Source organism: Rhizomicrobium electricum (genome assembly GCF_011762045.1).
GTDB lineage: Bacteria > Pseudomonadota > Alphaproteobacteria > Micropepsales > Micropepsaceae > Rhizomicrobium > Rhizomicrobium electricum.
In genome coordinates this window covers 441,746-463,733 of sequence record NZ_JAASQS010000001.1, presented here as the reverse complement: position 1 = coordinate 463,733, position 21,988 = coordinate 441,746, and the positions used below count along the sequence as shown (strand labels likewise).

The following is a 21,988-nucleotide window of genomic DNA, read 5'->3' as shown; positions in this document are numbered from 1 at the left end:
TTCCCTCCGGAAGCGGCCCTGACTGGGGCCGGCTTGTTGACGCCATGCTAACCGCGCGTCGGAGGATCGAATAGTCTGACTATTGGCGGATGGCCTAATCAAGTTTGTCAAAGTTTGTCGGCAAGGCGGTTTCGCGATTCACCCGCGAAAAGTCCAGGCGTAAGTGGGCGAAACGGTCACGCGCCTTTTACCAGGGGAGGCTTGAGCCGCTTCGTAATTTATCAGACATTTATTTTGGCAGTTGCGGCGAAGCGGCTTCGTGATCGGAGCGATAACAACATACCGCCGCTCAGGAGGGAGTGTTCCAATGCGTGTATTTTGCGCGGCCGTGGTTTCCGCCGTTTTGTTGCTTGTGCCCAGCTTCGGCGTCACGCCGCAGCATCGCGTCATCCGCGCCGATCTGGCGAAGGTGACAGGCCCGCATTCCGCCGTGCCGTTGCAGGCGGTGGGAGCGGGACGCGCCGCGGAGGGGCTGCGTGCTGATTGGCAGGAGCAACTCGCGACGGTGCAATCGGAAATCGGCTTCCGCTATCTGCGGATGCACGGTCTGCTCACCGACGAGATGGGCGTCTACAGCGAGGACAAAGCCGGCAATCCCCAGTTCAATTTCCAATATGTCGACTCGCTCTACGACGCACTGCTCAAGCTGAAGATCCGGCCCTTCGTGGAATTGACCTTCATGCCTTCCAAACTGGCGAGCGGCAACTCGACGATTTTCTGGTGGAAGGGCAACACTTCTCTGCCGAAGGATCCCGCCAAATGGGCGACGCTGATGCGCGCGCTGGTGGCGCATTTCAAGGAGCGTTACGGCGAGGACGAGATCAATCACTGGTATTTCGAGGTGTGGAACGAGCCGGACATTCGCGGCTTCTGGCCTCATCCGCTTGAGGACTACCTGTCGCTTTACAAGACCACGGCCGAAGCGATCCGTGCCGAATGCGCCAAATGCCGGATCGGCGGCCCGGCCTCTGCCGTGCCTTATGCGGCCGAGATCGCATTCGAGAAGTGGCTGCTCGCCAATCCTTCGATTCCGGCCGATTTCATCGCGCTGCATGCCTACGGCGTGAACGAGGGCTATCTCGACGAGACCGGTTTTGCCGGCACGGTCATCGATCCCGATCCCGAGCGGGTCAGCGGACGTATGCGCCACTCGCGCGAATTGATCGACGCCACGTCGCTCAAGGGACGCGAGCTGCACTTCACCGAATGGAGTTCCGCCTATACGCCCACGGACTACATGCACGACCAGTACCATCAGGCGAGCTTCATCCTGAATGTGGTCAAGCGCGCCACGCCCTACGTGGATTCGCTGTCCTACTGGACCTTCACCGACATTTTCGAGGAGCTCGGGCCGCGCTTCACGCCGTTCCACGGTGGTTTCGGTCTGATGAACCTGCAAGGGATCAAGAAGCCGTCCTATCACGCCTTCGCGTTCCTTAGCCGGCTTCGGGGCGACGACGTGGCAGTGAACGACCGGCAATCCTGGATCACCAAGGCGAAGGACGGTTCGATTACGGCATTGTTCTGGGATTATTCGCCGGTGGTGCCGCCCAAGGGCAGCAACGACCAGATCTACTACAAACAGGAACTGCCGACGGTCGGCAAAGGCACCGCGGCGCTCAACCTGACCAGCGTGCCCGATGGCCGCTACGAGGTGTCGGTCTATCAAATCGGCTATCAACAGAATGACGCGTTCACCGCGTATGCCAAGATGGGATCGCCGAAGCAGTTGACGCGGGCCCAGGTGGACAGTCTGAAAAGCGTGAGCTCGGGAGCGCCTGCGATCCGCGAAACGGTCGAAGTCAAGGGCGGCCGCTTCAGCAAGACTCTGCCGATGCGCGCCAACGATTGCTACGAGATCGTGCTGAAGCCGATCGCGAACTGAGTGATAGAAGCGAGGACTGCGCGGACATGCGCGGTCCTCGTTCTGCTGTTCTCCATCAAGCCGCGTGACTGCCGGGCCTGTAGCTGTGGCTGCCGCGCGTCATCACGCGATCACCGGGTATAATCTCGCCGGGCCGGTATGTCGGTCCAGCGGCCAGCCGGGCGTAAAGCGCGGCGAAATCCTTCGTGGTCTCGGCCAGCAGGGCTTCGAAGGACTCGATGACGAAATAGCAATCCTGGAAATCGTCGATGCGGTAATCGGTGCGCATGACGCGTTCGAGCTCGAAGCCGATGCGGTCGGGGGAGGGGCTTTCCACGGCGTAAACCGACTCCGCGCGCGACGATACGATGCCGGAGCCGTAGATGCGCAGACCGTGCGACGTCGCGATCAGGCCGAATTCGACAGTGTACCAATAGAGCCGCGCCAAATTCTTCAGAGCGTTGAATTCGGCAAGCGCGCGCTGCCCGCCTTTGCCGTAGGCCTGCATGTAGTCGGCAAACATGGGATGAACCAGCATCGGGACATGGCCGAACACGTCGTGGAAAATGTCCGGCTCTTCGATGTAGTCAAGCTGTTCGGGTTTGCGGATGAAGCGTCCTGCCGGAAAGCGCCGGGCGGCGAGATGGTCGAAGAAGACCGCATCCGGCACCAGCGACGGAACCGCCACAACGCGCCAGCCCGTCTCTTTCTCGAGCTTATCGGACAAGCGTTCGAGATCCGGGATGCGGTCGGGCGCGAGGCCGAGTTTGGCGAGGCCATCAAGGAACTCGTGGCAGGCGCGGCCCGGCAGGATTTTCGATTGATGCTCGAACAAGGTCTGCCAAACGGCGTGTTCCGCAACGGTGTAGTGGTCCCAGCGTTGCGGGATGGTGAAGTCTTCGGCGATATCGGGATGACTGCGGCGCAGTTCGTCGAGGTTCGGCATTTCAGTCCACCATTCTGGCTTCCGTCTTGGCGCGGATTTCTTCGTTGGTAACGCCGGGTGCGGTCTGTGCGATCCGCAACCCACCTTCGACGACATCGAACACGCCGAGATTGGTGATGATCCGGTCGACGCACTTAAGGCCGGTCAGCGGCAGCGTACAATGCCGCAACAGTTTCGGATTTCCCTTTTTGTCGGTGTGATCCATGGTGACGATGCAGCGCCGCGCGCCGGCGACAAGGTCCATGGCTCCGCCCATGCCTTTGACGAGCTTGCCCGGCACCATCCAGTTGGCGAGGTCGCCTTTCTCCGACACCTCCATCGCGCCAAGGATGGCGAGGTCGATGTGACCGCCGCGGATCATCGCGAAGCTCGTGGCCGAGGAGAAGAACGAGGTCTGCGGCAGCGCCGTCACTGTCTGCTTGCCGGCATTGATGAGATCGGGATCGACCTCGTCTTCGCGCGGAAACGGACCCAATCCGAGCATGCCGTTCTCGGATTGCAAGGTCACATGCACGCCGTCCGGCACATAGTTCGCAACCAGGGTGGGAATGCCGATGCCGAGATTGACATAAAAGCCGTCGCGCAGCTCCTGCGCCGCACGTTTGGCCATCTCTTCGCGTGTCCAGGCCATATCAGTCTCCCCGCACCGTGCGCTTTTCGATCCGTTTTTGATACGTCGGACCTTGGATGATCCGCTGCACGAAGATTCCGGGCGTATGGATCTGGTCGTGATCGAGCGAACCCACCGGCACCAACTCTTCGACTTCCGCCACTGTGACCTTGCCGGCCATCGCCATCATTGGATTGAAATTGCGCGCGGCATGGCGGTAAACGAGATTGCCTTCCGCGTCGCCCTTCCAAGCCTTGACCATGGCGAGGTCCGCTTTCAGGCCGGTTTCGAGAATGTAGGTTTCGCCATCGAACACTTTGTGCTCCTTGCCTTCGGCGACCACCGTGCCGACGCCCGTCTTGGTGTAGAAGCCGGGAATGCCCGCCCCGCCGGCGCGGATGCGTTCGGCAAGCGTACCTTGCGGGCTGAACTCGATCTCCAACTCGCCGGCGAGATACTGGCGTTCGAATGTGGCGTTCTCGCCGACATAAGAGGAAATCATTTTCCGGATCTGGCGCGTGTGCAGAAGGATGCCGAGGCCGAAATCGTCGATGCCGCAATTGTTCGAGATCACCGTCAACCCTTTGACGCCGGAATCGCGCAGCGCCGGAATGAGGTTCTCCGGAATGCCGCACAGCCCGAAGCCGCCGCTCATCACGGTCATGCCCTCGAACAGTACGCCCTCAAGGGCGTCGCGTGCGGATTTGTAGACTTTCATATTCCTCCCTCCGGTTCCCGTTCCAACACTCCGGCCAGAATATCGATCTGGCGGTCGAGCTTCGCCAGGATGCGGTCGAACTGGTCGCGTTCGGGTCCGCTCAGCGGCTCTACCAGTTGGGCTTCGATCTGCAATGCTTGCGGCACGATTTTGCGATAGATCGCGCGTCCGCTGGCGCTCAGGCGCAGCCGCGCGATGCGGCCGTCATTGGCATCCACCGACCGGTTGACGCGGCCGGCATCGACTAGCCGGGCGACGGCGCGGCTGACCTGCACTTTGTCCATAGCAGTGCGGGCGGCGACCTCGCGCGAGGAGAGACCCGGCGTGTTGCCGAGCGCCGCCATCACGCGCCACTCCGCCGGAGTGAGATCGAAACGCTCGGCATACTGTCGCGCGATCGCTGCGCTGACGCGGTTGGTGAGCACCGAAAGCCGGTACGGCAGGAAGTACGCCAGATCCAGCCGTTCGTCGTCATTCCGCATCCGGCTGCCTCGTAGGATGAGCGGCCGCGAAGGCGGGACGCTCCTGGCACGCCGCTTCGATCCGCGTCATCGTCGGATACGGCGCAAGATCGACGCCGGTGCGGCGGGCATTGTAGATCTGCGGCACCAGACAGATGTCCGCGAGGCCGGGCGTGTCGCCGTGACAGAAGCGGCCGGTATCGGGCGAATCCGCGAGTAAGGTTTCGATTGCGGCAAATCCCTCGACCATCCAATGGTGCTGCCAGACGGTCAGCGCGTCATCGTCCAGCCCGAGCCTGTCCTTCAAGTGGCGCAGCATGCGCAAATTGTTGAGCGGATGGATATCGCAGGCGATGACATAGGCAATCTGGCGCACGCGGGCGCGGGCATGCGGTTCTGGAGGCAGCAGCGGCGGCTCCGGATGCGTTTCGTCGAGATATTCAATGATGGCCAGCGACTGGCCGATGGCATGGCCGTCCGCGGTCAATGTCGGAATCAGGCCTTGCGGATTGATGGCGCGATAGGCTGCCGCGTTCTGCTCGTTCTTGCGCAAGTGCACCGCGACGGCTTCGTACGAAAGGCCTTTCAGATTGAGCGCGATGCGCACGCGATACGCTGCCGAAGAGCGGTAATAGGTGTAAAGCCGCATCGCCACGTCATCCTCCCTCGTATCGCGCCACGATCTGGTCGATGGCACCGAAGATCGAATGCCCTTGAGGATCCAGCATCTCGATACGGACGCTGTCGCCGAAACGGAGAAATGGCGTCTTGGGCGCCCCGTCGGCGATGGTTTCGCGCATGCGCTTTTCGGCAATGCAGGCGGAGCCCCGTGCCGCATCGCGGTTCGAAATCGTGCCCGATCCGATAATGCTGCCGGCGCTGAGAAAACGCGTTTTCGCCGCGTGCGCGATAAGCTGCGGAAAGGCGAATGTCATGTCGTCTCCGGCATCCGGCGTTCCGAACGTCTCGCCATTGAGCGTGACGGTGAGCGGCAAGTGCACCTTGCCGTCGTGCCATGCTCCCGAAAGCTCATCGGGCGTCACCGCCACCGGCGAAAACGCGGTCGCCGGTTTCGACTGGAAGAAGCCGAACCCTTTCGCCAGTTCGCCGGGAATGAGGTTGCGCAGGGAAACGTCGTTCACCAGCATCAGGAGCTTGATATGGCGTTCCGTGTCCGTGGCGCCCATCGGCACATCACCGGTAATCACCGCAACTTCGCCTTCGAAGTCGATGCCCCAGGCCTCATCGGCGGCAAGGATCGGGTCGGTGGCGCCGATGAAAGCGTCCGAGCCGCCCTGGTACATCAGAGGATCGGTCCAGAAGCTTTGCGGCATCTCGGCGCCGCGTGCCTTGCGTACGAGTTCGACGTGGGTGACATACGCCGATCCGTCCGCCCATTGATAGGCGCGCGGCAGCGGTGCGGCGCAGGCTTTGGGATCGAACGGGCGCGCGTTGTCGGCTCGGCCCTCATTCATCTGGCGATAAATGTCAGCAAGGCGCGGCGCCACGTGGTGCCAATCATCCAGCGCGACTTGCAGCGTCGCTGCAATATCGGGAACCGGCACACAGATTTCGAGATTGCGGTCGACCACCACCAGTCGGCCATCCCGTCCGTGCCGGAGCGACGCCAGCTTCATGGCGATTTCCAGCTGTCGGCGTAACTGGGGACTTCCTGGACGCGGGCCGCCTCGCTCATGTCGAGCGCGTCGCGGGCATCGATCATGACGGCAACCTCGTCGGTCGAGTTCCGGGCACGCTGCGCGCCCGCTGCGAACGCCTTGGGATGAGGACCATGCGTGAAGCCGCTCGGGTGAAAGGTGATCATGCCCGGCTTGATGTTGTCGCGGCTGAAGAAGTCGCCCGCGTGATAGAAGATGACCTCGTCGTAATCGTCGTTGGAATGGAAGAACGGCACTTTGAGGGCGCCCGGATCGGATTCGATCGGCCGGGGCACGAAGGTGCAGACGACGAAGCGGTCGGCGACGAACGTCGCGTGGACGCTGGGCGGAAGGTGGTAGCGATGGCTCATCACCGGCCTTATGTCGCGCCAGTTGAGCTTCATCGCCGCGATCTCGCCTTTCCAGCCGATCGCATCGAGCGGGTTGAAGGGGTAGGTGATGGTCGAAATGGCATCGCGGCGCTTCACCAGTACGCGCGTTTGGCAGTCGCCCTGTTGCGCCTTAAAGGCCTCGTCGAGAGCCGGCGTTTCGAGCGCGGCGGGATCGAAGATCGCATGCGGACCGAGAATGCCCCGCTCGGGCAGCTTGAACGCGCCATTGGTAGCTTCGATCAACAGCGCCACCGTGCGTTGAGATGGCTCCAGCCGCCACATCGTGCCGCGCGGCATCAGAATGTAGTCGCCCTCGCCATATGCCATATGACCGAAGTCGCAGAACAGATCGCCGACACCCTGGTGCACGAACAGCAGCTCGTCGCCGTCGGCGTTGCGCACCAGATCCCGCATCGGCCGGTCGGCAGACCAGATGCGCAGCTTTACCGCCGCATTGTGAAGCAGCGGTTGCGCCCGAAGCGGATCGGAACTCTCCTGCGCTGCCGCGACGGCATCAAACGCGCGCGGCCGCATGGGCCCTTCGAAGCTCGTCCACCCGGTCGGCGGATGCGGATGATAGATGTGGCTCGCCGGGCCGAAGAAGCCGTCGCGGCCGATTTCGCGTTCAAAGCTGCCGGCGGGAAGGTCGGCATGCGCTTGGCGCGAGGTCGTCCCTTCCTTACGGGGCAGATGAATCCAGCCTTTGGCGCTCATGATCTTGCCCCCGGATCGAGAACACCGCGGCGGATCTGGTCGAGTTCGATGGATTCGAACAGCGCGCGGAAGTTGCCTTCGCCGAAGCCTTCGTTTCCCTTGCGTTGGATGATCTCGAAGAAGATCGGTCCGATGGCGTTCTGGGTGAATATCTGCAGCAGCAGCCCCTGGTTCTCGTCGGGTGCGCCGTCCATCAGGATACGGTCGCGGCGCAGGCGCTCGACATCCTCGCCGTGGCCTTTGATGCGGTTGTCGAGCCGTTCGTAATAGGTGTCGGGCGTGTCGAGGAACGCAATCTCCGCCCGCAACCGCTCGACCGTTTCGTAGATATCGGTCGTACCGAGCGCGATATGCTGGATGCCTTCGCCCTTGTAGTCGGACAGGTATTCCGCGATCTGCGAACGGTCGTCGGCGGATTCGTTGATGGGGATGCGGATCTTCCCGTCGGGGCTCGTCATCGCGCGCGACTTCAAACCGGTCAGCTTGCCTTCGATATCGAAATAGCGGATCTCGCGGAAACCGAAGAGCCTTTCGTAGAACCCGGCCCACTGGTCCATGTTGCCGCGATAGACGTTGTGGGTGACGTGGTCGATCGCCGTGATGCCGGTCCCCTCGTGGGTAAGCCCTTTCGCGGGATCGGTCGGAACGAAATCGACATCGTAAATGGAATGCTCGCCGTAACGGTCGACGAGGTAAATAAGACTGCCGCCGATGCCTTCGATGGCGGGAATGTTCAATTCCATCGGGCCGATTTGTCCGGCAAAGGGTTTTGCGCCGCGCTCCGTAAGCTTGCGCAAGGCATGGGCCGCATCCTTGACGCGAAAGGCCATGGCGCAGGCACTGGGACCGTGCACCTCGGCGAAGCGCGTGCCGTGACTGCCTTTTTCCGCATTGACGATGAAGTTGGTTTCGCCTTGGCGATACAGCGTGACATCCTTGGAACGATGCCGCGCGACGGCGCGGAAACCGAGGCGTTCGAACAGCGCATGCAGCTGTCCGACATCGGGTGCCGTGTACTCGACGAACTCGAAGCCGTCGGTGCCGATCGGGTTGTCCCACAAATCCGGCATGGCGTTCCTCCTGTTTTCGGAGTATCGAAAGACAGGATGGTTTCATTTGCAAACAAAATCGAACGCAGAACAAACAAAGCAAAGTTTGCGCTGGGTCAGGAGTGTGGTGGCCGGGACGGCCTCGGCGCAGCGATGTTGTTTCTGACGTTGGGGTGAACGCCTCGTTCGTTGCCGCGGCCGGTGCGAGCGCGACAAAAAATGATCGGGAGGACGATGGTGCTGCAGGACATGGATTTCGGGCTTGGCGACACCGCCGATGCGATCCGGGAGACGACCGCCCGGTTTGCCACCGACCGGATTCGCCCGCTGGCGAAGGAAGCCGATGTTTCCGGCACCTTCCCGCGGTCCTTGTGGCCTGAGATGGGAACGCTCGGCCTTCACGGCATTACGGTGGAGGAGGATTACGGCGGTCTCGGTCTTGGCTATCTCGAGCACGTCGTGACGATGGAGGAGGTGAGCCGCGCCTCCGCTTCGGTCGGCTTGTCCTATGGCGCCCACTCCAATCTCTGCATCAATCAGATCCGCCGCTGGGGGACGGACGAGCAGAAGCGCCGTTATCTGCCGAAGCTGATTTCCGGCGAGCATGTCGGCGCTCTGGCAATGAGTGAAGCCGGTGCCGGGTCCGACGTCGTATCGATGAAACTGGCCGCGGAGAAGATCGGCGATCGTTACGTGCTCAATGGCACCAAGTTCTGGATCACCAACGCCCCGCATGCGGATGTGCTGGTCGTCTATGCGCGGACCGGCGAGCGCTCCCTCACCGCGTTCCTGATCGAGAAGAGCTTCAAGGGATTTTCGGTTTCCAAGAAGCTCGACAAGATGGGCATGCGCGGTTCGGAAACTGCCGAACTGGTGTTCGAGGACTGCGAGGTTTCCGCCGAGAACGTCATGGGGCCGGAAGGCGGCGGGATTCGCGTGTTGATGAGCGGGCTCGACTTCGAACGCACCGTTCTCGCCGGTGGTCCACTCGGCATCATGCGTGCGTGCCTCGATGTCGTGCTGCCCTATGTGCGCGAGCGCAAGCAATTCGGTCAGCCGATCGGTGCGTTCCAGTTGATCCAGGCCAAGGTGGCGGACATGTACGTCGCGCTCAATTCGTCGCGTGCTTACGTCTATACCGTGGCCCGCGCATTCGACGCCGGCAAGACCACGCGCTTCGATGCGGCGGGTGCCATTCTGATGGCGAGCGAGAATGCGGTGAAGGTCGCGCTGGAGGCGATCCAGGCGCTGGGCGGCGCCGGATACACCACCGAATGGCCGGTCGAACGCTACTTGCGCGATGCCAAGCTCTACGACATCGGCGCCGGCACCAACGAAATCCGTCGCATCCTGATCGGCCGAGAGTTGATTGCCGCGTGACTACGCTCGCCACCAGGATCGACCGCGGCAGCGCGGCGTTTCTCGCCCAGGAAAGGCACAATCGCGCGCTGGCCGAAGAGTTGCGGGCCAGGGTCGCTGCGGCTGCACTCGGCGGCTCGGAGCGGGCTCGCGCGCGCCACACCGAACGCGGCAAGCTCCTGCCGCGCGACCGCATCCACCGCTTGCTCGATCCGGGCTCGCCGTTCCTTGAGGTTGGCGCACTTGCGGCGAACGGTCTCTACAACGACGAAGCTCCCGGCGCGGGGATCGTCACCGGCATCGGCCGTGTCGCCAATCGCGAAGTCATGATCGTTTGCAACGATCCGACCGTAAAGGGCGGTGCCTATTTCCCGCTGACGGTGAAGAAGCATCTGCGAGCCCAGGAGATTGCGCGCGAAAACCACTTGCCGTGCATCTATCTCGTCGACAGCGGCGGCGCCAACCTGCCGCACCAGGCCGAGGTATTTCCCGACCGCGATCACTTCGGCCGCATCTTCTACAACCAGGCACAGATGTCGGCGGAAGGCATCGCACAGATCGCTTGCGTAATGGGTTCGTGCACGGCCGGCGGTGCCTATGTTCCGGCAATGAGCGACGAGACGGTGATCGTGCGCAATCAGGGAACGATCTTCCTCGGCGGGCCGCCGCTGGTGAAGGCTGCGACCGGTGAAGTGATCAGCGCGGAAGAGTTGGGCGGCGCCGAGACGCATGGGCGGCGTTCGGGAGTTGTCGATCATGTGGCGGAAAACGATATCCATGCGCTGGGTCTGGTGCGGGAGATCGTCGGCCGCCTCAACACGGTCAAGAGCATCGACATGGATCTCGCGCCGCCGAAAGCGCCAGCCTATGGCGCCGAAGAACTTTACGGCATCATCCCGGCGGATGTCCGGGCGCCTTATGACGTGCACGAGGTCATCGCGCGTATTGTCGACGGTTCCGAATTTCACGAATTCAAGTCGCTCTACGGCGCCACGCTGGTTTGTGGCTTCGCCCGCATTTGGGGCATTCCGGTTGCGGTGCTCGCCAACAACGGTATCTTGTTTTCGGAAAGCGCGTTGAAGGGCGCTCATTTTATCGAATTGGCCTGCCAGCGCCGCACGCCACTTTTGTTCCTGCAGAACATTTCCGGTTTCATGGTGGGCGGCCGCTACGAGGCCGAAGGCATCGCCAAAAACGGCGCCAAGCTGGTGACGGCAGTGGCGACCGCCAGCGTTCCGAAGCTCACCGTGTTGATCGGCGGTTCGTTCGGCGCCGGCAATTACGGCATGTGCGGTCGCGCGTTCGGTCCGCGGTTCCTGTTCACATGGCCCAACGCGCGCATCTCGGTGATGGGCGGCGAGCAGGCGGCCAGTGTGCTCGCAACGGTCCATCGCGACGCCGGCACTTGGAGCAAGGAAGAGGAGGAAGCGTTCAAGGCGCCAATCCGCGCCCGGTATGAGCATGAGGGTAGTCCCTATTACGCCTCCGCACGCCTGTGGGACGACGGTGTGATCGACCCGGCCCAAACGCGCGATGTGCTTGGTTTGGCACTCTCCGCCGTCCTCAACGCACCTGTTGCCGAGCGCCCGCGCTTCGGCCTGTTCCGGATGTAGCCGATGTTCGGGTCTGTCCTGATAGCCAATCGCGGCGAGATTGCTCGGCGCATTCTGCGTACCGCGCGACGCCTCGGCGTCAGGACCATCGCCGTATACTCGGATGCCGATGCGGGGTTGCCGTTCGTGCGCGAGGCGGACGAGGCGGTTCGTATCGGACCGGCACCGGCGCGGGAGAGCTATCTCGATACGCACCGACTGCTCGACGCCGCGCGCCGCACCGGCGCCGAGGCGATCCATCCGGGTTACGGCTTCCTGTCCGAAAATGCCGACTTCGCCGAAGCTGTTGCTGCAGCTGGTCTCGTCTGGATCGGCGCGCCGCCGGCAGCCATCCGTGCCATGGGGCTGAAGGATGCAGCAAAAAGACTGATGACCGAGGCGGGCGTTCCGGTGACGCCCGGCTATCTCGGCGACGATCAAAGCCTCAAGCGTCTTGAGGCCGAAGCCAATGCGATCGGCTATCCGGTGCTGATCAAGGCGGTGGCCGGTGGCGGCGGCAAAGGCATGCGCCGGGTCGAAGGCGCCGCGGCGTTTGGTGATGCGCTGCAATCCTGCCGCCGCGAAGCCAAAGCCGCTTTCGGTGACGACCGTGTGTTGCTGGAAAAGTACATCGAAGCGCCGCGTCATATTGAAGTCCAGGTGTTCGGTGATGCGCACGGCCGCGTGGTCCACCTGTTCGAACGCGATTGCTCGCTGCAGCGGCGGCACCAGAAGGTGATCGAGGAAGCGCCCGCTCCCGGTGTGGACGAAGAAACCCGTGCCGCCCTTTGCGCGATGGCGGTGAAGGCAGCACAGGCCGTGAACTATGTCGGCGCCGGCACGATCGAATTCATCGCCGATGCGCGCGGAGGCGTTCGCGCCGACCGCATCTGGTTCATGGAGATGAATACGCGCCTCCAGGTCGAGCATCCCGTCACTGAAGCAATCACCGGACTCGATCTGGTCGAATGGCAGATGCGCGTTGCCGCGGGCGAGCCGCTGCCGCTTGTGCAGAATGAAATCCGCCGCAATGGCTGGGCGATGGAGGCGCGCCTTTATGCGGAGAACCCCTCGGCGGGGTTCCTGCCGTCGACCGGACGCCTCGACCACTTGGTTCTGCCATCGAATGCTCGCGTCGACAGCGGCGTTGAACAAGGTGACGAGATTTCGCCGTACTACGATCCGATGATCGCCAAGATCGCGGTTCACGCGCCGAGCCGCACCGCTGCCGCGCGACGACTGGCAGAGGCGTGTGCCGCGGTCGAAATCTGGCCGGTGAAGACCAATGCAGCGTTTTTGGCGCGCGCGGCTGCGCACGAGGATTTCGCCGCGGGGAGGATCGATACCGGATTCATTGCGGGGCATGACGATCTCATTCCTGCCGCCGAACCATCCGGTCCCGTGTTGCAGCTTGCTGCCCGAGCGTTGTTGCCTTCCGATGCCGATGATCCGTGGCGTGCGCTCTCCGGTTTTCGCATTGCGGCACCGCGAGAGACGCGTGTCGTGGTCGAAGTCGACGGTCTATCGCACGTGGTGGAGCTAAACTCTGAACGGCCGCGCGGCGCTATCAGAGATGTTCACGGCGAACGGATCGTCTTCCTGGATGGCGAGGCATGGCACGTCAATGCACCGAGGGCAGAGGGGGCGGGCGGTACCAGCGCAGGTGAGGATGGAACACTCGCCGCGCCGATGCCGGGCCGCATCTTGTCGGTGGCAGTGAAACAGGGCGACCGCGTGGAGCGCGGGCAGGCTTTGCTGGTGCTGGAAGCCATGAAGATGGAGCATAGCTTGGTGGCGCCGTTCGCCGGTGTGGTTGCGGAATTGCGTGCCGAAACTGGCGCCCAGGTGTCGGAAGGAACCGAACTGGTGCGCATCGCGGGAGAGGAATGATGGCGGGGCGCTGTTTCGAGGATTGGCATATCGGCGACCGGATCGAGCACGAGATTCGCCGTACTGTGACCGAGACGGACAATCTGTTGTTCTCGGCGATGACCCACAATCCGCAGCCGATGCATATCGATGCGGACTATGCCGCGAAAAGCGAGTTCGGGCGCATTCTCGTCAACGGCACATTCACGTTCTCGCTGTTGGTTGGTCTCTCGGTGGGCGATACCACGCTCGGTACGCTGATCGCCAATCTGGGTTACGAGAAGGTCGTGATGCCCAAGCCGGTCTTCATCGGCGATACGCTGCACGCCCGCACGGAGGTTGTCGCACTCAAGGAGAGCCGGTCGCGGCCGAACGCCGGTGTGGTCACGTTCCGTCATGAGATGCTCAACCAGCGCGATGAAGTGGTATGCGAGATGCTGCGCGTGGTGCTGCTGCAAAGAAGGTCGCCATGAGGCTGCGTTCGCTGCTGTTCGTGCCGGGAGACCGGCCGGATCGTTTTCCGAAGGCGTTCGCCAGCGGCGCCGATGCTGTCATCATCGATCTCGAGGACAGCGTTGCGTTGGCGGCGAAGGAAAGAGCACGTTCGAATGCGCTGGCCGCTTTGCAATCGCGCGGCGATGCTAAGGTTTTCATCCGCATCAATTCCTTGGCATCGGCTCTTGTCGAGGCCGACCTCAACGTAGTCATGCCGGGACGGCCGGACGGGGTCGTGCTGCCGAAAGCGGAAGGGGTGCGCAGCCTTGCGGGGCTCGACGAATTGCTCGCAGCCGCCGAGCGGCAATATGAGATCGCGCCGGGCGCGACGCGGGTTTTGCCCATCGTCACCGAAACGCCCGCAGCACTGTTCAAATTGGGCGAGTACGGCGGCCCGCGGCTTTGCGCGATGACCTGGGGTGCGGAAGATTTGCCTGCCGCGATCGGCGCGGCGACGTCGCGCGAGGAAGACGGCCGCTACACGCCGCCGTTCGAGATGGTGCGGTCGCTCGCACTGTTTGCCGCCGCCGCGGCCGGTGTCGTTGCCATCGAAACGGTGTATCCGAAGTTCACGGACGGCGAAGGTCTCGCTGCCTACGCCGCACGCGGCGCGCGCGACGGCTTTTCCGGAATGCTGGCGATCCATCCGGCGCAGATCGGACCGATCAACGCTGCGTTCACGCCATCGCCCGAACAGATCGCGCGCGCAAAAGCCGTGGTGCAAGCCTTCGCCGCTGGCGCCGGCGTGATCGCGCTCGATGGCGTCATGTTGGACGCGCCGCACCTTGTTCAGGCGCAGCGCGTACTGGCGCGGGTCGGCGACCCCACCTAGAGCGAAGCCACCAGCGCAGCGTTGTAGATCTCGGTCATGTTGGCGCCGAGCGAAACGATCTGGACGGACTTTTCCAGTCCGACCATGAACGGCCCCAGCATCGACACGCCGCCCACCTGCTGCAACAGCTTGGTGGAAATCTGTGCCGAATGCACCGCCGGCATCACCAGCACGTTGGCGGTTTCAGTCAGGCGGCAGAACGGATAGAGCGCCATCCGCTCGCGATCGAGCGCCACGTCAATCGCCATTTCGCCGTCGTATTCGAAATCGACTTGGCGGCGGTCGAGAATGTGCACCGCCTCGACGATGCGCTCGGAGCGTTCGCTGCGGGGATAGCCGAACGTCGATGACGCGAGCAATGCCACGCGCGGGGTATAGCCGAACCAACGGGCCACACGCGCCGCCTGGGTCGCAATGTCGGCAAGCTGCTCGGAGGTCGGCAGTTCGTGCACGGACGTGTCGGCAACGAAGATCACCCGGCCCTTAGCGAAGATCACCATCACGCCCATCGGGCGCTGGTTGGGCGGGGTGTCGAGCACCCGGCGGATATCGGCCAGCACGGCGGCATAGGCGCGCGTCGAGCCGGTCACCATGGCATCGACTTCCCCGGCGGAGAGCAGCGACGCGGCATAGATATTGCGGTCGTTGGTCACCATGCGCACGACGTCACGATGCAGCGCGCCGCGCCGCTGCAGCCGCTTGTACAGCGCCTCGATATAAGGTGCCGCTTCCGCCGCCGAATGCGGCACGCGAATCTCAAGATCGGCGACGCCTTCGAGGCCTGCGCGCTGGATGGTTGCCTTGATGACGTCGCGGCGCCCGACCAGTACGGCTTTGCCGAGACCGGCTTGCTGGAACGCGACCGCGGCGCGCACCACGCACGATTCTTCGCCTTCCGCGAACACCACGCGCTTCGGCTTGGCGCGCACGCTTTCGGTGAGGCGGTGGAATAGATCGGCGGAGGGGTCCAGCCGCGAAGTCAGTTCGGCGCGATAATGCCCGACATCCGGCATCGCGCGCCGTGCCACCCCGGTCTTGACCGCCGCTTCGGCCACCGCCGAGGACACCCGCGAGATCAGCCGCGGATCGAACGGCGAGGGGATGATGTAATCGGCGCCATAGCTCGGCCGCACGCCACCGTACGCGGTCGCAACCTCGTCGGGCACGTCTTCGCGCGCCAAAGCCGCGAGGGCTTCAGCAGCTGCGATCTTCATCGGTAGATTAATCTCGCGTGCCCGCACGTCCAATGCGCCGCGGAAGATGTAGGGAAAGCCCAGGACATTGTTGACTTGATTGGGATAGTCACTGCGTCCTGTGGCGATGATCGCGTCGGGCCGCACCGCTTTGGCGTCTTCCGGCGTGATTTCCGGATCGGGATTGGCCATCGCGAAAATGATCGGCGCTTTGCCCATGGCTTTCACCATGTCCTGCGTCAGCGCACCTTTGACCGACAAGCCGAGGAACACGTCGGCACCTTTCAAAGCCTCTTCCAATGTACGGTCGCGGGTGTCGATGGCGTGCGCGCTTTTCCACTGGTTCATGCCGTTGGTGCGACCGCGATAGACCACGCCTTTGGAATCGCACAGCACCGCATTGGCGTTCGGCAGTCCCATGGTCTTCAGGAGTTCGAGACACGCAATGCCGGCGGCACCGGCACCGTTCACCACCACCTTGATCTCGTTGATCTTGCGACCGGTGAGCTGGAGCGCATTGATGACGCCGGCGGCGCAGATGATGGCGGTGCCGTGCTGATCGTCGTGGAACACCGGAATGTCCATCAACTCCTTCAACCGCTCCTCGATCACGAAGCAGTCCGGCGCCTTGATGTCTTCCAGATTGATGCCGCCGAAGGTCGGGCCCAGATAGCGCACCGCATTGATGAAGGCGTCGACATCGGTCGTATCGACTTCGATATCGATAGCGTCGACATCGGCGAAGCGCTTGAACAGCACCGCCTTGCCTTCCATCACCGGCTTCGATGCCAGTGCGCCGAGATCGCCGAGGCCTAGGATCGCAGTGCCGTTCGAGATCACCGCGACCAGATTGCCCTTGGCGGTGTAGTCATACACTGCATCCGGCCTATCGGCGATCACCCGCACCGGCACCGCCACGCCCGGCGAATAGGCGAGGCTCAGGTCGCGCTGGCTTGCCATTGGTTTGGAGGGTGCGATCGCGATCTTGCCCGGCTTGGCGCCGGCATGGAAGGCGAGCGCTTCTTCGTCGGTGAATGAGGGTGTGGATTCGGAGACCATGGGTTTCTCCCGTCAGGGGTAGCAATAGGCGGACAGGCCGCGGCGGTTTTCGTCGACGACCAGCTTGAAGTTGCGCGAAGGCATGGCGCGTTCGGGACAATTGACCCGCTCGCATACGCGGCAACTGACGCCGATCGGGGTTAGGATATTGGGATCGTCCAGCGTCAGCCCATCGGCATAGGTCACTTCCTTGGCATAGGAGAGGGGACAGCCGAGGCCGATCGCGAGCCGGTGCAAGCGGGCTCCGACCGGCTTGGCGCGCGCGCCGCGGCCGATTGGGCTGATCGTTTTGGCAACGCAGAAGAACGAGGAGCCGTCCGGCATCTGGCTCACTTGCACCCGGAGCATGCCGGGTGTGGCGAAAGCGTCGTAAACGTTCCAGCGCGGACAAGCGGCGCCGAAACGGGCGATCTGAATGCCCGAACCGTTAAATCGCTTGGAGATGTTGCCGGCGACGTCGACGCGGATGAGATGGAACGGCACGCCTTCTTCCCCCGGCCGGCGCAGCGTCGTCAGGCGATGGCAAATCTGCTCGAAGCTGGCGCCGAAGCGATGCTGCAGCACGTCGAGATCGTGCCGCGTCGCGCGGGCCGCTTCGAGGAACCGCGCATAGGGCATCATCACGGCGGCCGCGAAATAGTTGGCCAGTGCCGTGCGGGTAAGGTGTTCCGATTCCCCCGAGGTGAATTTTCCGTTCGCCATCAGCGCAGAGATTTCGCCGTCACTGCCGAGCAAGGCGATCTGGCTCGCCAATTGGAACGTCCGGCTCGATAGCGGCAGCATTTCGGAGATGCGTAAAACCCGGTCGAGCGGGCGGTATTCGCGCAGCGTGTTCCCCATCGCGTCGGCAGGCTGCACGTCCACTGCAACCGAGAACCGCTTCGACAGCACACCGATCAGGCCGTGGTAGAGATTTTCAAGAGTGAGATCGTTCGCTTTCCACAGCGCTTCGGCGGCGAGTTCGAGATCGTGGAAGTAATTGTGATTGGCGTGCAGGAAGTCCGACACTTCTTCCGATGGCATGCCGCCCGGCAGATAGCTGAGTTCGCCAGGCGCCGTATCGACCGCCGCCGCGTTCGGCACGGCATTGCGGCGGGCGGCCTGATAGAGTGTCAGCACCGCACGGGCGATGGCAGGCGAGGCGCCCACCATCTCGCGCACGTCCGTGGCTTTGATGCCATGCACGTCGAACAGCGGATCCGACAGCGCCTCCATCACATCGGAGACGAGGCGCGTCTCGTCATCCATGTTGAATGACGACACGTCGATGGCAAAGCGCTGCGCCAGTTTCAGCAGCACCGTCGCCGTGATCGGACGCTGATTGTGTTCCAAGAGATTGAGATAGGTGGGGCTGATCTCAAGCTGCTGCGCCATCTGCGCTTGCGTGAGTTTTTGCTCCGCGCGCAGGCGTCTCAGCTTGGTTCCAAGTCGGGTTTGAATCATGTGCGGCCCATACCCTTGTTTGGAGATTTACCGATTTACAGCGTGTCCTCGTGTGGCGCTTTACAAAGTTTCTTTGGTTCTTCAATAAGTTATTGCGCTTCTTGTAAAAAGACAAATACTAAACAAGACCAATAAACGCAAGGAGCAAACGCTATGGACTCGATGGCAAACGGTTCGGGACGGTTCGACGGCATCCGCCGCAGCTACGGTCCAGCCGAGGTGGAGAAGCTCAGAGGTTCGGTTCAAGTCGCCCATACGCTGGCCGAACGCGGAGCCGCTCGCCTGTGGCAAGCGCTTCATGAAAAACCGTTTTTGCGCGCGCTCGGTGCGTCGACCGGCAATCAGGCGATGCAGATGGCCAAGGCGGGATTGGAGGCGATTTATGTCTCCGGTTGGCAGGTCGCGGCCGACGCCAATAATTCCGGCGAGATGTATCCCGACCAGAGCTTGTACCCGAGTTCGAGCGTCCCGGAAGTGGTCCGCCGTATCAATCGCACCCTGCAGCGCGCCGACCAGATTGGCCATCTCGAAGGGAAGAGCGAATGCGACTACTTCTTACCAATCATTGCCGATGCGGAAGCCGGCTTCGGTGGTCCGCTTAATGCCTTCGAACTGATGAAGTCGATGATCGAAGCCGGCGCCGCGGCCGTGCACTTCGAAGATCAGCTGGCGTCGGAAAAGAAGTGCGGCCATCTCGGCGGCAAGGTTCTGGTGCCGACGCAAAACTTTATCCGCACGCTCAATGCGGCGCGTCTGGCGGCCGATGTCGCCGGCGTCGAAACCATCCTGATCGCCCGCACCGATGCGGAAGCCGCGCAGCTCATCACCAGCGATATCGACGAGCGCGATCATGAATTCATGACCGGCGAGCGCACCAGCGAAGGTTTCTTCCGCCTCAAGGAAAAAATGGGCGTCGCCCATTGCATCAAGCGCGCTCTCGCGTATGCGCCCTATGCCGACATGCTGTGGTGGGAAACCTCCCGTCCCGACCTCGGTGAAGCGCGTGAGTTCGCGACCGAAGTCCGGCGCCAGTACCCCAACAAGCTGCTGGCCTATAACTGTTCGCCGTCGTTCAACTGGCGCGCCAAGCTGGACGAGAAGACCATCGCCACGTACCAGGAACAACTCGGCGACATGGGCTACAAGTTCCAGTTCGTCACGCTGGCCGGCTTCCACAGCCTGAACCTGGCGACGTTCCGTCTCGCCCACGAATACAACACGCGTGGCATGGCGGCGTATTCCGATCTGCAGCAGGAAGAGTTTGCCGCGGAACCCAAAGGCTATACCGCCACGCGTCATCAGCGCGAAGTCGGTACCGGCTATTTCGACGCCGTGTCGCTGGCGGTCAGCGGCGGCGAGTCCTCGACCACCGCAATGGCCCATTCCACCGAAACCGCCCAGTTCGCAGCGGAATGACGGAGACCGTCATGGATGCTCTCATGGAAATACAACCGGCCCATCGCAAAGAAACCCAGCGCGTCAAGCGACGTCGTCTCAAGGTGGCGAAGGTTCTGCACGACTTCATCAACGACGAAGTCCTGCCCGGCACCGGCATTTCGGAATTGGCATTTTGGGCCGAGTTCGACGTACTCTTGCATACGCTGGCGCCGGAAAACCGGGCCCTGCTGGCCAAACGCGACCGGCTGCAAGCCGCGATCGACGATTGGCATCGCAAGCACGCCTACGAGGCGTTCGACGTCGGCGCCTATAAGGCGTTCCTGACCGAGATCGGCTATCTCGAACCAGAAGGGCCGGATTTCACCATCCAGACCGGCCCGCTCGATCCCGAGATGTCGACGGTTGCCGGTCCGCAACTTGTGGTGCCGCTGACCAACGCGCGCTATGCGCTCAATGCCGCCAATGCGCGCTGGGGCAGTCTTTACGATGCCGTCTACGGCACCGACATGATCCCCGGCATGGTGCGCAAGGCCTACGATCCCATCCGCGGTGCACAGGTTATTGCCTTTGCCCGCGATTTCCTCGACCGGACCGTGCCGCTGTCCTCGGGCTCCCATCAAGGCGCGGTGTCGTTCGCGATCAAGAACGGCACGCTTGCAGTTGGTACCACGCGTGGACGGACGTCGGAACTTGCCAACCCGGCGCAGTTCGCCGGCTACCGTGGACCGGCGGAATCGCCCACGGCGATCCTGCTCACCCATCACGGTCTGCATATCGAGATCTGTCTCGACCGCAGCCATCCGGTCGGCGGCACCGATCCGGCCGGCATCTGCGACGTGATCGTGGAAGCGGCCACGACCTCGATCATGGACCTCGAGGATTCCGTTTCCACTGTCGATGCCGAGGACAAGGTTGGCGCCTACCGCAACTGGCTTGGCCTGATGAAGGGCACGCTGGAAGCGGAATTCGAAAAGTCCGGCCGCACCACCATGCGCCGCCTCAATCCGGACCGCGCCTACACCGCGCCGGACGGCTCGACGCTGACCTTGCCCGGAACGGCCCTGATGCTGGTGCGCAATGTCGGTCTGCTCATCGAAACCGATGCGATCCTGCTCGATGACGGCCGTCCGGCGCCGGAAGGCATTGTCGATGCCATGATCACCACGGCCATCGGCATGCATGGGCTTGAATCGTCGCCCAGCCGTCGCGCTCGTTCGCGTACCGGTTCGATCTATATCGTCAAGCCGAAACTGCATGGCCCCGAAGAGGTGGCGTTCGCCGACCGCGTGTTCGATTCCGTCGAGGATGCACTCGGTCTGCCGCGCAATACCGTCAAAATGGGGCTGATGGACGAGGAACGGCGGACGTCCGTCAATCTCAAGGCCTCGATCCGCGCCGCGTCCCATCGCATCGCCTTCATCAACACGGGTTTCCTCGACCGCACCGGCGACGAAATCCACACGGCGTTCGAAGCGGGTCCGATGGTCCCCAAGAACGAGATGAAGAACACGCACTGGATCAAGGCCTACGAAGAACGCAACGTCGCCATCGGCTTGGCTTGCGGCTTCCAAGGCCGCGCCCAGATCGGCAAGGGCATGTGGGCCAAGCCCGACAAGATGGCCGATCTTTACAAAGAGAAGATCGGGCAGGTGCGTACCGGCGCCAACACCGCCTGGGTGCCGTCGCCGACCGCGGCTGTGCTGCATGCGCTGCATTATCACGAAGCCGATGTTTCGGCGTATCAAGCCGAGACGCGCACTTGTCCGCCGGTGGATGCGCTGCTCGAAATCCCGCTGATGACCGGAACGCGACCGACCGAATGGGAGATCCAGGCCGAACTGGAGAACAACATCCAGGGCATCCTCGGCTACGTCGTGCGCTGGATCGACCAGGGCATCGGGTGCTCCAAGGTGCCGGACATCAACAATGTCGGCCTGATGGAAGACCGCGCCACCTTGCGCATTTCGAGCCAGCACGTCGCGAATTGGCTGCGCCACGGCGTCTGCCGCCGCGAGCAGGTCCTCGCAACGCTGGAGGAAATGGCGCGCATCGTGGACGAGCAGAACGCAGGCGATCGTGCCTACAGCACCATGGCGGATCACTGGGACAGCCCTGCCTTCCGCGCCGCGTCGGCGCTGATCTTCGAGGCGTTCCGGCAGCCCAATGGCTACACCGAACTGATTCTCAATCGCTTCCGCCGTGAGGTGAAGGCAAGCCATTGAAATAGCACCGCAGGGGCAGGAACTGTCCCTGCGGCACTTTCCGTTTGTTATCTAACGATTACGTCATGCTGGGTCAGTTTTAGCGTTACCACTGCATTTTTTTGCACTGACGTA

18 protein-coding genes are annotated in these 21,988 nt (G+C 62.5%); 8 read left to right on the top strand and 10 right to left on the bottom strand.

All coding sequences use genetic code 11. The features are described from left to right. Window positions 1–307 precede the first annotated feature (307 nt). A complete protein-coding gene (locus FHS84_RS01935) occupies window positions 308–1,885 on the top strand; it encodes a GH39 family glycosyl hydrolase (protein WP_208393647.1) in 1,578 nt (525 codons plus the stop codon). A 55-nt stretch (window positions 1,886–1,940) separates the two neighbouring features. On the opposite strand, the gene phhA is transcribed toward FHS84_RS01935, so the two are convergent. Genes phhA through hppD form a run of 8 tightly spaced genes read right to left on the bottom strand, consistent with a single transcriptional unit; the run spans window position 1,941 to window position 8,433 of the window. Next, the gene (gene phhA, locus FHS84_RS01930) at window positions 1,941–2,810 is read right to left on the bottom strand and encodes a phenylalanine 4-monooxygenase (protein ID WP_166929735.1); all 870 of its coding nucleotides are present in this window, start codon (window positions 2,808–2,810) and stop codon (window positions 1,941–1,943) included. A gap of 1 nt (window position 2,811) precedes the next feature. Then, window positions 2,812–3,441 (bottom strand): CoA transferase subunit B, encoded by a 630-nt coding sequence (locus tag FHS84_RS01925; RefSeq protein ID WP_166929732.1) that lies wholly within the window; start codon window positions 3,439–3,441, stop codon window positions 2,812–2,814. Window position 3,442: 1 nt separating this feature from the next. Further along, window positions 3,443–4,138 (bottom strand): CoA transferase subunit A, encoded by a 696-nt coding sequence (locus tag FHS84_RS01920; RefSeq protein ID WP_166929730.1) that lies wholly within the window; start codon window positions 4,136–4,138, stop codon window positions 3,443–3,445. After that, entirely contained in the window at window positions 4,135–4,620 is a 486-nt protein-coding gene (locus tag FHS84_RS01915) for a MarR family winged helix-turn-helix transcriptional regulator (RefSeq protein ID WP_166929728.1), read from the bottom strand. Before FHS84_RS01915 ends, FHS84_RS01920 begins: the two co-directional genes overlap by 4 nt. Continuing rightward, entirely contained in the window at window positions 4,610–5,248 is a 639-nt protein-coding gene (gene maiA / locus FHS84_RS01910; RefSeq protein WP_166930151.1) for a maleylacetoacetate isomerase, read from the bottom strand. The genes FHS84_RS01915 and maiA overlap by 11 nt, the downstream gene beginning before the upstream one ends. A gap of 7 nt (window positions 5,249–5,255) precedes the next feature. Next, window positions 5,256–6,236 carry a fumarylacetoacetate hydrolase family protein gene (locus tag FHS84_RS01905; protein WP_166929726.1) on the bottom strand — a complete coding sequence of 327 codons (981 nt, stop codon included), beginning with the start codon at window positions 6,234–6,236 and terminating at the stop codon, window positions 5,256–5,258. Further along, complete coding sequence (locus tag FHS84_RS01900; protein ID WP_166929724.1) at window positions 6,233–7,363, bottom strand: homogentisate 1,2-dioxygenase; 1,131 nt, start codon at window positions 7,361–7,363, stop codon at window positions 6,233–6,235. Before FHS84_RS01900 ends, FHS84_RS01905 begins: the two co-directional genes overlap by 4 nt. Next, window positions 7,360–8,433 (bottom strand): 4-hydroxyphenylpyruvate dioxygenase, encoded by a 1,074-nt coding sequence (gene hppD, locus FHS84_RS01895; RefSeq protein ID WP_166929722.1) that lies wholly within the window; start codon window positions 8,431–8,433, stop codon window positions 7,360–7,362. Before hppD ends, FHS84_RS01900 begins: the two co-directional genes overlap by 4 nt. A 213-nt stretch (window positions 8,434–8,646) precedes the next feature. On the opposite strand from hppD, the gene FHS84_RS01890 reads away from it, so the two are divergent. The 5 genes from FHS84_RS01890 to FHS84_RS01870 are packed head-to-tail and all read left to right on the top strand — an operon-like array spanning window position 8,647 to window position 14,559. Next, window positions 8,647–9,792: an acyl-CoA dehydrogenase family protein gene (locus FHS84_RS01890; protein ID WP_166930149.1), complete on the top strand. Its 1,146-nt coding sequence runs from the start codon at window positions 8,647–8,649 to the stop codon at window positions 9,790–9,792. Beyond that, on the top strand, window positions 9,789–11,384 hold the full coding sequence (locus FHS84_RS01885) for a carboxyl transferase domain-containing protein (protein ID WP_341801804.1): 1,596 nt from the start codon (window positions 9,789–9,791) through the stop codon (window positions 11,382–11,384). Before FHS84_RS01890 ends, FHS84_RS01885 begins: the two co-directional genes overlap by 4 nt. Window positions 11,385–11,387: 3 nt before the next feature. Then, window positions 11,388–13,253: an acetyl/propionyl/methylcrotonyl-CoA carboxylase subunit alpha gene (locus FHS84_RS01880; RefSeq protein WP_166929718.1), complete on the top strand. Its 1,866-nt coding sequence runs from the start codon at window positions 11,388–11,390 to the stop codon at window positions 13,251–13,253. Further along, window positions 13,253–13,705, top strand: coding sequence for a MaoC family dehydratase (locus tag FHS84_RS01875; RefSeq protein WP_166929716.1), 453 nt, complete (start codon window positions 13,253–13,255; stop codon window positions 13,703–13,705). The genes FHS84_RS01880 and FHS84_RS01875 overlap by 1 nt, the downstream gene beginning before the upstream one ends. Then, on the top strand, window positions 13,702–14,559 hold the full coding sequence (locus FHS84_RS01870; protein WP_166929714.1) for an HpcH/HpaI aldolase/citrate lyase family protein: 858 nt from the start codon (window positions 13,702–13,704) through the stop codon (window positions 14,557–14,559). The genes FHS84_RS01875 and FHS84_RS01870 overlap by 4 nt, the downstream gene beginning before the upstream one ends. Here the strand turns inward: FHS84_RS01870 and FHS84_RS22165 are convergent. Then, window positions 14,556–16,811: a phosphate acyltransferase gene (locus FHS84_RS22165; RefSeq protein WP_166929712.1), complete on the bottom strand. Its 2,256-nt coding sequence runs from the start codon at window positions 16,809–16,811 to the stop codon at window positions 14,556–14,558. The genes FHS84_RS01870 and FHS84_RS22165 overlap by 4 nt on opposite strands. Window positions 16,812–16,823: 12 nt before the next feature. After that, on the bottom strand, window positions 16,824–18,254 hold the full coding sequence (locus FHS84_RS01860; protein ID WP_166929710.1) for a helix-turn-helix domain-containing protein: 1,431 nt from the start codon (window positions 18,252–18,254) through the stop codon (window positions 16,824–16,826). A 153-nt stretch (window positions 18,255–18,407) separates the two neighbouring features. On the opposite strand from FHS84_RS01860, the gene aceA reads away from it, so the two are divergent. Next, on the top strand, window positions 18,408–19,670 hold the full coding sequence (gene aceA, locus FHS84_RS01855; protein ID WP_166929708.1) for an isocitrate lyase: 1,263 nt from the start codon (window positions 18,408–18,410) through the stop codon (window positions 19,668–19,670). Between the two features lie 23 nt (window positions 19,671–19,693). Beyond that, window positions 19,694–21,874, top strand: coding sequence for a malate synthase G (locus tag FHS84_RS01850; protein WP_166929706.1), 2,181 nt, complete (start codon window positions 19,694–19,696; stop codon window positions 21,872–21,874). The last annotated feature ends 114 nt before the right edge of the window (window positions 21,875–21,988 follow it).

What these genes read in the sequence shown, in the direction of transcription:
- FHS84_RS01925 (WP_166929732.1), bottom strand. Translation starts at nt 3,441, where the DNA reads ATGGCCTGGACACGCGAAGAGATGGCCAAACGTGCGGCGCAGGAGCTG.
- hppD (WP_166929722.1), bottom strand. Translation starts at nt 8,433, where the DNA reads ATGCCGGATTTGTGGGACAACCCGATCGGCACCGACGGCTTCGAGTTC.
- FHS84_RS01900 (WP_166929724.1), bottom strand. Translation starts at nt 7,363, where the DNA reads ATGAGCGCCAAAGGCTGGATTCATCTGCCCCGTAAGGAAGGGACGACC.
- FHS84_RS01860 (WP_166929710.1), bottom strand. Translation starts at nt 18,254, where the DNA reads ATGATTCAAACCCGACTTGGAACCAAGCTGAGACGCCTGCGCGCGGAG.
- maiA (WP_166930151.1), bottom strand. Translation starts at nt 5,248, where the DNA reads ATGCGGCTTTACACCTATTACCGCTCTTCGGCAGCGTATCGCGTGCGC.
- FHS84_RS01920 (WP_166929730.1), bottom strand. Translation starts at nt 4,138, where the DNA reads ATGAAAGTCTACAAATCCGCACGCGACGCCCTTGAGGGCGTACTGTTC.
- FHS84_RS01915 (WP_166929728.1), bottom strand. Translation starts at nt 4,620, where the DNA reads ATGCGGAATGACGACGAACGGCTGGATCTGGCGTACTTCCTGCCGTAC.
- FHS84_RS01870 (WP_166929714.1), top strand. Translation starts at nt 13,702, where the DNA reads ATGAGGCTGCGTTCGCTGCTGTTCGTGCCGGGAGACCGGCCGGATCGT.
- FHS84_RS01880 (WP_166929718.1), top strand. Translation starts at nt 11,388, where the DNA reads ATGTTCGGGTCTGTCCTGATAGCCAATCGCGGCGAGATTGCTCGGCGC.
- phhA (WP_166929735.1), bottom strand. Translation starts at nt 2,810, where the DNA reads ATGCCGAACCTCGACGAACTGCGCCGCAGTCATCCCGATATCGCCGAA.
- FHS84_RS01905 (WP_166929726.1), bottom strand. Translation starts at nt 6,236, where the DNA reads ATGAAGCTGGCGTCGCTCCGGCACGGACGGGATGGCCGACTGGTGGTG.
- FHS84_RS01850 (WP_166929706.1), top strand. Translation starts at nt 19,694, where the DNA reads ATGGAAATACAACCGGCCCATCGCAAAGAAACCCAGCGCGTCAAGCGA.
- FHS84_RS01875 (WP_166929716.1), top strand. Translation starts at nt 13,253, where the DNA reads ATGGCGGGGCGCTGTTTCGAGGATTGGCATATCGGCGACCGGATCGAG.
- FHS84_RS01890 (WP_166930149.1), top strand. Translation starts at nt 8,647, where the DNA reads ATGGTGCTGCAGGACATGGATTTCGGGCTTGGCGACACCGCCGATGCG.
- aceA (WP_166929708.1), top strand. Translation starts at nt 18,408, where the DNA reads ATGGACTCGATGGCAAACGGTTCGGGACGGTTCGACGGCATCCGCCGC.
- FHS84_RS22165 (WP_166929712.1), bottom strand. Translation starts at nt 16,811, where the DNA reads ATGGTCTCCGAATCCACACCCTCATTCACCGACGAAGAAGCGCTCGCC.
- FHS84_RS01935 (WP_208393647.1), top strand. Translation starts at nt 308, where the DNA reads ATGCGTGTATTTTGCGCGGCCGTGGTTTCCGCCGTTTTGTTGCTTGTG.